This is a genomic window from Streptomyces canus 299MFChir4.1, from assembly GCF_000383615.1.
Lineage (GTDB): Bacteria > Actinomycetota > Actinomycetes > Streptomycetales > Streptomycetaceae > Streptomyces > Streptomyces canus_C.
This window is the reverse complement of the sequence record NZ_KB911583.1, coordinates 743,981-754,192: the sequence shown is the minus strand read 5'-3', so window position 1 is coordinate 754,192 and position 10,212 is coordinate 743,981. Positions and strand designations below refer to the sequence as shown.

Sequence of the window (10,212 nt, the reverse complement as noted above, 5' to 3'; positions counted from 1 at the left end):
CCGCCGACGAACATCGTCCGCGCCGAACCCGACACCGCGTGCTCCGAACGCTGGTGGACAAGCTGCGGCACCGACCACGACACGACAAGCCCCCGCCGCGTGCCCCGAAGCAGCGCGGCCTGACACCCAACAGCCGCACCGGATACGGAGCCCCCGACCAACATCGTCCGCCCCGAACCCGACACCGCATGCCACCAACACCGGTGCACGACCCGCGACACCGACCACGACACGACGTACCCCGCCGCGTGCCCGGAGCAGCGCGGCGTGACGCCCGGCAGGCGGGCCGGGGTTCAGGCGAGTTGTCCGGCGTGCAGCGCGGTGTAGGCGCCGCCGCGGCGCAGGAGTTCCTCGTGGGTGCCGGTCTCCAGGATCCGGCCCTCCCCCATCACCACGATCCGGTCGGCGCGCCGCACGGTCGACAGCCGGTGCGCGACCACGAAGGTCGTCCGTCCGTGCAGCAACCGGGCGAGCGCCTGCTGGACGAGCGCCTCGGAGCGGGTGTCCAGCGCCGAGGTCGCCTCGTCGAGGACCAGCACCCGCGGGTCGCGGATCAGAGCCCGCGCGATGGCCAGGCGCTGGCGCTGCCCGCCCGACAGCCGGGCTCCGCGCTCGCCGACCAGGGTGTCCAGGCCCTGCGGCAGCCGGTCGACGAACTCCAGCGCGTTCGCGTCGCGCAGTGCCGCGCGTACGGTCTCTTCGTCGGCGTCGTCCATGCCGTAGGCGACATTGTCGCGGATCGTGCCGTCGAACAGGACGGACTCCTGCGGTACGACGGACAGGAAGCGCCGGTAGGTGCGCAGGTCGAGGGTGTTCACGTCGGCCCCGTCGAGCAGCAACCGTCCCGAGGTGGGCCGGATGAAGCCGATGACGAGGTTGAGGACGGTGGACTTGCCCGCGCCCGACGCGCCGACCAGGGCGATGGTCTCCCCGGGGTCGACCGAGAGGGTGAAGTCCCGCACCGCGGACCGCCCGGCCTCGTACGAGTGACCCACACCCCGGAACTCGACGGCCCCGCCCACCGAGTCGACCCTGGCCTTGCCCTCGTTGTCCTCCAGTTCGGGGGCCTGGAGCACCTCGCCGACGGAACGGACGGACTCCAGGCCCTTGGTGATGACCGGGGCGAGCCCTGCCAACGTCGTCGTGGAGTTGGTGAGCGTGGTCAGGAACGCGCTCAGCATCACGACGTCGCCCGCGGTCACACCCCAGACGCCGTAGTACGACACCAGCGCGGCCCCGGCGAGGACCAGCACGCCGACCACGTTGAGCACGACCCAGGCCAGCGAGCCGAAGCGGCCGTTGACGAGGTCGAGGCGCATCCCGGAGGTCAGCAGCCGGCGCAGGGTGCCGTCCATGCGGCGCAGCGCCTTGCCCTCCAGGCCGTGGGCACGGGTGACCGGGATGAGGCGGGTCATCTCGGTGACCTGGGACGAGAGGGTCTCGACCTCGTGCCGGAAGTGCTCGTTGTGGGTGCGCAGCCGGGCCCTGAGGCGGGCCACGACGAGGGCGGCGGCGGGCACGACGACGAGGAAGACCGGCACGAACTCCGGTGTCCGTACGGCGATGATGGCCAGTCCGCCGATCAGCACCGTGGTCGCACCGAGGCCGGTCTCCGCGGTCTGCTGCACCATCTGTTCGACCGTCTCGACATCCCGCACGACCTTGGCCTGGAGCACACCGGCGCTGACCCGCGAGTGGTAGCCGATGGACAGCTGTTGCATTCGGGTGCACAGGGCGGAGCGCAGGGTGGTGCCCATGCGGCGGACGCTGCCGTACAGGAGGCGGACGTAGAGGAGGTGCAGGGGGTAGTTGATCAGCAGGATGAACAGGATGACGCCGGTGCTCGTCCAGAGGCGGGAGACCGGCTGGTGCTGGACGACGGTGTCGATGATGGACGCGGTGATCAGGGGCAGCAGCCAGATCGGGCTGTGTTTGACGGTGAACACCGCGACGGCCCCGGCCAGTCGGCGGCGGTCGGCGCGCAGCAGATAGGTGAGGGTGCGGATGGGGTGTTCGCCCCGGTAGCGATGGTCGAGCGGTCTTTCCAGCGACGACGCCATCGTCGGTGGTCCTTCCGGTTGCCGAGTCGAGGGCAAGCGCTTTCTGCCCCTCGTCGGCAAGGAGTACACCAGGTAGCGGCGAGCACTCCTACTCGTCCAGAGTGCGGGCGAGCTCCGTGGTGGCGTGGGCGATCTCGCTGTCGTCGTCGGCCATCAACCGGCTGAGGACGCCGCTCTTGGCGCGGACGGCCTGGCGGGCCCGGCGCTCCCACACCACGGGGTTCTCACGGTGGTTGAGCAGCTTGGGGTAGACGGCCGCCGTGCTCTCCCACTGGCGGGCGCCGGCGATGCTCCTGAGCAGCTGGATGATCTCCGCCCGGCAGGTCACCTGGGGCAGTTGGGCCAGCTCCCAGAGGAAGGGGACCGTGGCGGCGGTGGCCTGCTCGACGACGAAGCCGTACTGGCAGATGCGCCTGCGCAGGTCGCCTAGTGCGGCGCCGGCGGTCTCGCGGTCCCCCCAGGCCACGCTGTTGAGGAGCAGGGGGATGGCCGCGGCGCAGCCGGTGGAGTCCTGGATCTCGCCCCAGGGCACCCGGCTCAGCGCCGCGAGGGGCGTGGTCCGCGCCACCCCGGTCGTGGGAACGGGGCAGCTGGTGCGCTCGTTGCTCGGCTGGTCCGGAGCGGTGCGCATGGCGTGAAACCTTTCCGCGGCGGTCATGTCAGGGAGGAGGAGTGGTCGACAGCTTGGCCCAGACGGTCTTGCCGGCCGGGGGCCGTGAGGTCCAACCCCACTCCTGAGCCAGGGCGTCGACGATGTACAGGCCCCGGCCGTGCTCCCGCAGGGCGGTGACATCGCAGGGCGTGTACGCGGGCGGCTCGTCACCGGGGTCGGAGACGGTCACCAGCAGATGGGTGGGGTCCAAGGACAACCCCAGCCACACCTCGGCCGAACCTCCCGGCGCGGGCCGGAGCACCGCGTGGGCCACGGCATTGGCCGCGAGCTCGGTGATCACGAGGGTGGCGTCGTCGCTGCGGTGGTCCAGGGACCAGCAGCTGAGCGTCTCGCGGGTGAAGGCACGGGCCCGGGCGAACCCCTCCGCACTGCAACTGATGAGCAGCGCGGCGGAGTCGACGGGCCCGAGCCCCAACGGTCGCCGCTGTGCGCCGGCGGGACCCGGGCGCCGCAGGGTCTCACCGGCCGGGCCCGCATCACCCACCTCCGGCACAGCCTGGCTCGGCGGCCGGAGCACGCGGTTCGCAGGTGACGACACGGCATCTCCTTGATGCGACGTCAAGACGGGGCGCAACCGCGGGGGTTGACGCCGGAGCTATTATCCACGCTGAAGGCGCCCGCGTGCAATTGCACGAGAAATTGCGCGAACGACGGATGGGGCCACGGAGGTTGCCGTGGCGCGCCCCGGACCGTCCCGCACGGCCGGGCACAGCGCCCGGCACAGAACGTGAACAGCAAGGAGACTGCAGTGCCAGCAGTGCAGAACGGAGTGCGGGCGAGTTCGCTCGACGCCCGCTGGGTCAAGAGCCGTCACAGCAACGCCGAGGGCAACTGCGTCGAAGTGGCCTCACTGGTCGACGGCGCGGTCGCGCTGCGCAACTCCCGTGACCCCGACGGGCCCGCGCTGGTCTACACGCCGGCCGAGGTCGCGGCGTTCCTCGCCGGTGCGAAGGACGGGGAGTTCGACCACCTTCTGTGAGTGCCGGGGGCCCGGGGGCGACGGCGGCCCGAACTCCCGGGCCGTCACCGGCATCTACGGAATGGTGCGTCACGGCCACGCTGCGTGCGATAGTGTGAGTTGTCTCTGTGCCGGTTTACTGGGAGTCAGGATGTCTGCCGCGTCCCATCGCACCTCCCGCCTGGAACCGTATCTGGACCGCACCGAGCCGGCTCCCACGCTGCTGAAGATGCTGGTCGGCGTGCAGTTGACGGGTTTCCGCGAGGATGCCGGGTACGCCCAGGACCAGGCGGCGCGGGCCCTCGGGTTCAGCCCGGCGAAGCTGTCCCGTATCGAGTCGGGCAAGGGCCGCAAGCCTCCGTCGGAGAGCGACGTCCGTGCCATCCTGGAGCTGTACGGCACCGAGGACTACGAGGCCTCGGTGCTCCTCAAGCTGCTCCAGCGGGCCGGCGACCCGGGCTGGTGGCAGCGGTACGACAAGCGGCTGATGCCCGAGTGGTTCGACCGGCTGGTCGGCCTCCAGGAGGCGGCCGCGGCCATCCGTACCTTCGAGATCCAGTACGTCCCCGGCCTGTTGCAGACCCCGGACTACACACGTGCGGTCGTGGAGCGGGGGCTGCCGCACGCGGCGGCGAGCGAAGTGTCGCGCCGCGTCGAACTGCGCATGCGGCGCGCGCAGTTGCTGCTGCGCGAGGACGCGCCGCAGCTGTGGGCGGTGATCGACGAGTCGGTGCTGCTGCGGGTGCTGGGCAGCCGGGAGGTCATGCGGGCACAGCTGGCCCACCTCGTCGAGATGGCCCAGCGCCCCAATGTGACGGTGCAGGTCATCCCCCTGGACGTCACGAACGCCTCCGCCCCGGCCATTCCGATCACGTATCTGCGCTTCGGCGGGCTCGACCTGCCGGACGTCGTCTACTTGGAGCACATCAAGAGCGCCAACTTCCTGGAGGACCGGGACGAGACGGAGGAGTACCGGCTCGCCCTGGACCGGCTGGCGGACGACGCGCTCGAACCCCGGGCCTCGCTGCAGCTGTTGGAACAGACGATGGAGCAGCGGTACGGCGGCTGAAGGGCCCCTGTCGGTAGAAGTCCGCATCGGACAGCGGCCGGGCGCGAGGTGCTGTTCGAGGAGCGCGAGATGGCTGATACGGCGGTGCGGTGGCAGCTGATGGAAGCAGCCGGAGTCGTAGATCAGTTCGTAGGTCCAGAGGAGTCCGCTGCCCGACAGGGCTAAGGCGTCGCCGCACTGGAAGCGGGTATCGGCCGCCGTCTCATGCGCATGCTCCCCGCCCCAGGCGATGGCGGCGGGTGGGAGATCGACGGCGTCGACCTCGAAGTGCAGCGTGTTGCGGCCCGGCCCGCAGCCGAGATCGAGGCCGCGGTCGAGGTCGAGGTCGAGGTCGAGGTCGACACCAGGTTCTCGTCCGGCTTCGCCACGAAGAAGGGCACCGGCCTGGAGCGGTCCGCGTAGAAGCCGTCCCACCAGGAATGTCGGCCTGGGGAGCGAACAGGGTGTCCAGGAGCCGGAGCACGTCCTCCCCCGTGCGTATCCCGCGGTTCTTTCGTGCCCCGACGACACGTGTACGCCCCGGGCGCTGAGCCTTCGCGGTCCCGCCGGGGGCGTTCGTGGCCGGGTCAGGCGATGCGGGCGACGCCGCCGAACTCGATCCACTCGTGGGTGAGTTGACGCGGGGCCACCTCGGTGTCGGGACGCCAGGTGGAGACCTCCACGAGACCCGGGTCGAGGACCTCCAGGCCCTCGAACCACTCGGCGACGTCCTTCTCCTGACGGACCCGGCCCCAGTGGCCCTGGGTCGCCTGGTCCATGAAGTTGGTGACGAAGTCGCGGACCTCGGGGTCCTCGCTGACGAGCTGGCACATCACCATGAAGCTGCCCGGCGCGAGCCGCTCGCGCACCCGGCGGGCCAGGGCGGCCGGGCCGTTCGTCTCGCTGTCGGGGATGCAGTGCATGACCGAGTTGAACAGCACGGCGACGGGCTGCGAGAAGTCGATCAGCCGCTGGGTGTCCTCGTGGGCGAAGATCGCGTCGGTCTCCCGCATGTCCGCGTGGATGACGGCGGTCCGCTCGTCCTGCTCCAGCAGCGCGCGGCCGTGGACGAGGACCATCGGGTCGTTGTCGACGTAGACCACGTGTGTGGTGGGGTCGACGCGCTGGGCGACCTGGTGGACGTTGTCCTGGGTGGGCAGGCCGGAACCGTGGTCCAGGTACTGCCGGATACCGAACTCCGTCGAGAGGGTCCGCACCACCCGCTGGAGGAAGTGCCGGTTGTTGACGGCGAGCCTGCGGGTGCTCGGGACGACCTGGTCGAGTTCCTCGCAGGCCGCCCGGTCGGCCGCGTAGTTGTCCTTGCCGCCGAGGTAGTGGTCGTACATGCGCGCGGCCGTGGGTACCGAGGCGTCGATCGACGTGGACAGGTTCTTTCCGGTGCTCATCTTTCCCCCAGCTTGTGCCGCCAACTGGCCCGGCAGGACAGGGAGTCCATCCTAGGGACACCACGATCGCCGGTGCCAGTCCGCAGGTGGGCGAACGAGGAGTCAGGCGGCGTCCAGCTCCGCGAGTTCGTCCTCGGCGAGCACGAGATCGGCCGCGGCGAGCGAGTCGCGGATCGTCTCGGGGCGGCTCGCGCCCGGGATCGGCACGACCACCGGCGACTTGGCGAGCATCCACGCCAGGCAGACCTGCTGCGGGCTCACCCCGTGCTTGTCGGCTATCCGCGCGAACGGGGCGTGCGCCGAACCCAGTTCACCCGCCCGGGAGATACCGCCGAGGGGGCTCCAGGGCAGGAAGGCGATGCCGAGTTCGTCGCACAGGCGCAGTTCCGGCTCGCTGGAGCGGAAGGCCGGGGAGAACTGGTTCTGCACGGAGACCAGCCGGCCGCCGAGGACCTCGTTGGCGAGCCGGATCTGGTCGGGGTTCGCGTTGGAGATGCCCGCCCGGAGGATCTTGCCCTCGTCGAGGAGGTCGCGCACCGCGCCGACCGACTCCTCGTAGGGGACCCGGGGGTCGGGGCGGTGGAACTGGTAGAGCCCGATCGCTTCCACACCGAGTCGGCTCAGCGAGGCCTCGCATGCCTCCTTGAGGTGGCGGGGGCTGCCGTCGAGCGTCCAGCTGCCGTCCCCGGGGCGCAGATGCCCGCCCTTCGTGGCGACGAGGACGTCACCGCCCCGGTCGTGGGAGGCGAGGGCCTTGGCGATCAAGGTCTCGTTGTGACCGACCTCGTCGGCGTCCCGGTGGTAGGCGTCGGCGGTGTCGATCAGGGTCACGCCCGCGTCGATCGCGGCGTGGATGGTGGCGATGGAGCGCTCCTCGTCCGGTCGTCCCTCGATGGACATGGGCATCCCGCCCAGACCGATCGAGCTCACTTCGACATCACCGATACGGCGGGTGTGCATGACCTTGGACCTCTTTCGCCTGTCACGCGGATCTGGGCTCCCCTCAGCCTGGCCGCCGCACCCACCGAGGTCCAATAGAAGAACGAGAACGCATTCAGCGACAGGAGTGCTGAATCCCGGACCGTGCCACCCCCTCGTCGACCGGGGTGCGAGACGGGGTTGCGTGTCCGCACTGTCGGTGTGACACCCTCGCTTCGACCGGGCAGATGGTCCAGACCGGTCATCGTGAGGTTCGGCAGTACCGCGAGAGAGGCGACGGCATGCGCATCGGACTGCTCGGCACCGGCCCCTGGGCCAGGATGGCCCACGCCCCCGCGCTCGGCGCGCATCCGGAGCTGGATTTCGTCGGAGTGTGGGGACGTCGCTCGGAGGCCGCCAAGGAGCTGGCCGACGAGCACGGCACACGCGCGTACGACGACGTCGACGCGCTGCTCGCCGATGTGGACGCCGTCGCCGTGGCCCTGCCTCCGGCCGTGCAGGCCGGGCTCGCGGCACGGGCCGCACGGGCGGGATGCCATCTGCTGCTGGACAAGCCCCTCGCGACGACCGTCGAGCAGGGGCGCGCGGTGGTCGAGGCCGTGCGGGAGAGCGGGGTCGCCTCGGTGGTGTTCTTCACCTCGCGCTTCCTCGCCGAGACCGAGGCGTGGATCGGTGAACAGGCGGGCGTGGAGGGCTGGTTCACGGGTCGGGCCGAATGGCTCGGGTCGGTGTTCACCGAGGAGAGCCCGTTCGCCGACTCGCCCTGGCGGCAGGAGAAGGGCGCCCTGTGGGACGTGGGTCCGCACGCCCTCTCGGTGCTGCTGCCGGTGCTGGGCGAGGTCCGTGAGGTGGCGGCGGCCGCGCACGGTCCCGGGGACACCGTCCATCTCGTCCTCCGGCACACCGGCGGCGCGTCGAGCACCCTGACCCTGAGCCTCACGGCTCCGCCCGCGGCCGCGGGAGCCGGCGTCGAACTCCGGGGTGCGGGCGGAGTCGCCCTGCTCCCGGAGCCCTCCGAGGGTGTCGTACCGGCCGTGCTCCGAGCCGCCGACGGCCTGCTCACCGCCGCCCGCACCGGCCGGCCCCACCCGTGCGACGCCACGTTCGCCCTGCGAGTCACCGAGATCCTTGTCGAGGCGGAGACCCTGCTGGACAGCGGAACCGCGACAACCACGGCGTAGACACCGATCGGCGCCCTGCCGGAAGGCCCACGCCGCGCGCACCGGACACGCCCGCCCGCGGCGCCACGTGCAGCTTGCCAGCTGCCGAAATCACCGTCGAGGCCGAGACCCCGCAGGACAACACAACCACGACAACCACGACGCAGGCACCGATCGGCGCCCTGCCGGAAGGCCCACGCCGCGCGCACCGGACACGCCCGCCCGCGGCGCCACGTGCAGCTTGCCAGCTGCCGAAATCACCGTCGAGGCCGAGACCCCGCAGGACAACACAACCACGACAACCACGACGCAGGCACCGGCCAGCGACTAAGCACCGGCCGGTGCCCTCCCGGCGTACGCGCCGACCGTCCCGCGTCACGCAGTCACGGTGTCCGTACCGGCCTCACGCGGCCTCACCCCCTGGTCCCTTCCTCGTCGAACGGCTCGTCGCTCCACCGGAACCAGGCCCGGTCGCCCTCGATGTGCAGCAGGAACTCGGGCACCGGGCCGTTCGGCGCGATCAGGGACACACGTCGCCGGACCTCGTCGTAGGCCGCCTCCCACTCCTGCCGGCTCTCCTCCTCGTCCTCCTCCGTGAGGGCGAGTTCGCGCGCGAACAGCTCGCGCACACCAGGGAATCCGGGTCCCGCGGTGAAGCGGCCCGACAGCCACGGGAAGTCGGCTTCGTCGATCAGGATGTCCCCGACCGGTTCGTCGGCACCGCGCACCTGCCAGACCTCGCCCTCGAACCCCACCCTGCCTCCCGCACCGAGCCGATGATCACCTCGACGACCAGCATGGCACCCGGCACTGACAGCCGGACCGGCGCTCAGGCGGTGCGCGGCGGCTGGTAGTTCAGGCGTTCCCGGACGACGGGATAGCCCGCCTTGGCGAAGTTCGCGGCCATGGGGAAGTTCCCCTGGTCCGTGGCGCCGGTGACGAACTCGGCGCCCTGCTGGACCAGGTAGTGGGTGCACTCGGCGAGCAGGTCGTAGGCGTAGCCGTGTCCGCGATGTTCCGGCACGACCCCGATGAACCCGACGCAGGGCCCCGACGGGTTGTGCAGCGGAATGTGGACCCCGGCCGGCTCCCCCTGCGGGGTGTACCCGATCTGCCACCACTCGCGGGGCGAGGGGCACCAGTGGAAGAAGTCGAGTTCCTCCTGGGCGGCCCGGTCGAGTCCGCCCTCCTCAATGGCCTTGAGGGAGTGCGCGTCGAGCGTGGCGGAGTGGATGCTGCGCAGCAGGTCGAAGAAGACCGCGTCATCCGGTTCGGGCCGGAACTCCAGGCGTCCGGGCCGCTCGGGCAGCCCGTGTTCCGGCGTCCACCGGTACAGGTACCGCTCGGCCAGAAGTTCGTGTCCGGCCTTCTGGACGGCGGTGAAGCGGGCCTGGGCGGCGGCCCGCAGCCGGGGGGCATCGCGCCAGCCCGCGGGCAGGTTCATCTCCAGCTCGACCTGCCAGGGCGCGGAGCGCAGGAGTTCGGCGCCGGCCTCCTCCTCCCCTTCGGCCACGTCGAACCAGTTGATGTTGAGGGGTGCGGTGTCGTCGGGGCCGCCCCACCAGGCGCCGCGTGCCACGACCTCGCCGTCGCGCAGGGCGACGCGCTTCCAGTCGGGGCGGTGCCGGGTGAGCCGGTGGGACTCGCGGGCGCCGAGAGGGTCGGGAAGGGCGTCGAAGAGATGGGCTGTGCGCTCGTCGAGCGCGCGGATGACCAGATCGGTCATGGGTGGATTCCTCCGGGATGCGTACTGCGGGGAGCGCTCCCGGTCACACGAGGCACGCCGGGACGACGGAGAGGGAGCGCGGGACGGTCGTGAACTGCATGGCACTCGCCTCCTTCCGCTGGTCTCGGGGCGTGGCGGCTCACGCTACGGGATCCCCGGGGCCGCGTCCACCGACTTTCCGCGGCCAACTTCGGTGCCTCTGGCGCCACTTAACCGACCCTTAAGGCCGGATTAAACGCTGT

Annotated in this window: 10 protein-coding genes and 1 pseudogene; 3 read left to right on the top strand and 8 right to left on the bottom strand. The window is 71.0% G+C overall.

The genetic code is table 11. The features are described from left to right. Window positions 1–293: 293 nt before the first annotated feature. The 3 genes from H293_RS0107535 to H293_RS0107525 all read right to left on the bottom strand — a co-directional run bounded on the left by H293_RS0107535 (window position 294) and on the right by H293_RS0107525 (window position 3,250). Complete coding sequence (locus H293_RS0107535) at window positions 294–2,060, bottom strand: ABC transporter ATP-binding protein (RefSeq protein WP_020117271.1); 1,767 nt, start codon at window positions 2,058–2,060, stop codon at window positions 294–296. 88 nt (window positions 2,061–2,148) lie between these two features. Further along, entirely contained in the window at window positions 2,149–2,691 is a 543-nt protein-coding gene (locus H293_RS0107530) for a hypothetical protein (RefSeq protein WP_020117270.1), read from the bottom strand. A 28-nt stretch (window positions 2,692–2,719) separates the two neighbouring features. After that, on the bottom strand, window positions 2,720–3,250 hold the full coding sequence (locus tag H293_RS0107525) for an ATP-binding protein (protein ID WP_020117269.1): 531 nt from the start codon (window positions 3,248–3,250) through the stop codon (window positions 2,720–2,722). A 231-nt stretch (window positions 3,251–3,481) separates the two neighbouring features. On the opposite strand from H293_RS0107525, the gene H293_RS0107520 reads away from it, so the two are divergent. Together H293_RS0107520 and H293_RS0107515 are read left to right on the top strand one after the other, a co-directional pair. Continuing rightward, window positions 3,482–3,712, top strand: a complete 231-nt coding sequence (locus H293_RS0107520; RefSeq protein WP_028807639.1) for a DUF397 domain-containing protein — start codon at window positions 3,482–3,484, stop codon at window positions 3,710–3,712. A 130-nt stretch (window positions 3,713–3,842) separates the two neighbouring features. Continuing rightward, on the top strand, window positions 3,843–4,760 hold the full coding sequence (locus tag H293_RS0107515; RefSeq protein ID WP_020117267.1) for a helix-turn-helix domain-containing protein: 918 nt from the start codon (window positions 3,843–3,845) through the stop codon (window positions 4,758–4,760). Window positions 4,761–4,796: 36 nt separating this feature from the next. On the opposite strand, the pseudogene H293_RS59955 reads toward H293_RS0107515, so the two are convergent. From H293_RS59955 to H293_RS0107500, 3 genes and pseudogenes are all read right to left on the bottom strand, one after another. After that, window positions 4,797–5,241: pseudogene (locus tag H293_RS59955) on the bottom strand (methyltransferase domain-containing protein); the annotation flags it as partial. A gap of 85 nt (window positions 5,242–5,326) precedes the next feature. Next, the gene (locus H293_RS0107505) at window positions 5,327–6,145 is read right to left on the bottom strand and encodes an SAM-dependent methyltransferase (RefSeq protein WP_020117265.1); all 819 of its coding nucleotides are present in this window, start codon (window positions 6,143–6,145) and stop codon (window positions 5,327–5,329) included. Window positions 6,146–6,247: 102 nt separating this feature from the next. Beyond that, window positions 6,248–7,105 (bottom strand): aldo/keto reductase, encoded by an 858-nt coding sequence (locus H293_RS0107500; protein WP_020117264.1) that lies wholly within the window; start codon window positions 7,103–7,105, stop codon window positions 6,248–6,250. Window positions 7,106–7,365: 260 nt separating this feature from the next. Here H293_RS0107500 and H293_RS0107495 point away from each other — a divergent pair, with 260 nt between their 5' ends. After that, window positions 7,366–8,265 carry a Gfo/Idh/MocA family protein gene (locus H293_RS0107495; RefSeq protein ID WP_020117263.1) on the top strand — a complete coding sequence of 300 codons (900 nt, stop codon included), beginning with the start codon at window positions 7,366–7,368 and terminating at the stop codon, window positions 8,263–8,265. A gap of 392 nt (window positions 8,266–8,657) precedes the next feature. Here the strand turns inward: H293_RS0107495 and H293_RS0107490 are convergent, their stop codons facing one another. Further along, complete coding sequence (locus tag H293_RS0107490) at window positions 8,658–8,999, bottom strand: hypothetical protein (protein ID WP_020117262.1); 342 nt, start codon at window positions 8,997–8,999, stop codon at window positions 8,658–8,660. A gap of 74 nt (window positions 9,000–9,073) precedes the next feature. Further along, a complete protein-coding gene (locus H293_RS0107485) occupies window positions 9,074–9,970 on the bottom strand; it encodes a GNAT family N-acetyltransferase (RefSeq protein ID WP_020117261.1) in 897 nt (298 codons plus the stop codon). Window positions 9,971–10,212 lie beyond the last annotated feature (242 nt).

Coding starts and splice junctions, on each gene's coding strand:
- H293_RS0107515 (WP_020117267.1), top strand. CDS start 3,843: ATGTCTGCCGCGTCCCATCGCACCTCCCGCCTGGAACCGTATCTGGAC.
- H293_RS0107495 (WP_020117263.1), top strand. CDS start 7,366: ATGCGCATCGGACTGCTCGGCACCGGCCCCTGGGCCAGGATGGCCCAC.
- H293_RS0107535 (WP_020117271.1), bottom strand. CDS start 2,060: ATGGCGTCGTCGCTGGAAAGACCGCTCGACCATCGCTACCGGGGCGAA.
- H293_RS0107500 (WP_020117264.1), bottom strand. CDS start 7,105: ATGCACACCCGCCGTATCGGTGATGTCGAAGTGAGCTCGATCGGTCTG.
- H293_RS0107530 (WP_020117270.1), bottom strand. CDS start 2,691: ATGCGCACCGCTCCGGACCAGCCGAGCAACGAGCGCACCAGCTGCCCC.
- H293_RS0107485 (WP_020117261.1), bottom strand. CDS start 9,970: ATGACCGATCTGGTCATCCGCGCGCTCGACGAGCGCACAGCCCATCTC.
- H293_RS0107505 (WP_020117265.1), bottom strand. CDS start 6,145: ATGAGCACCGGAAAGAACCTGTCCACGTCGATCGACGCCTCGGTACCC.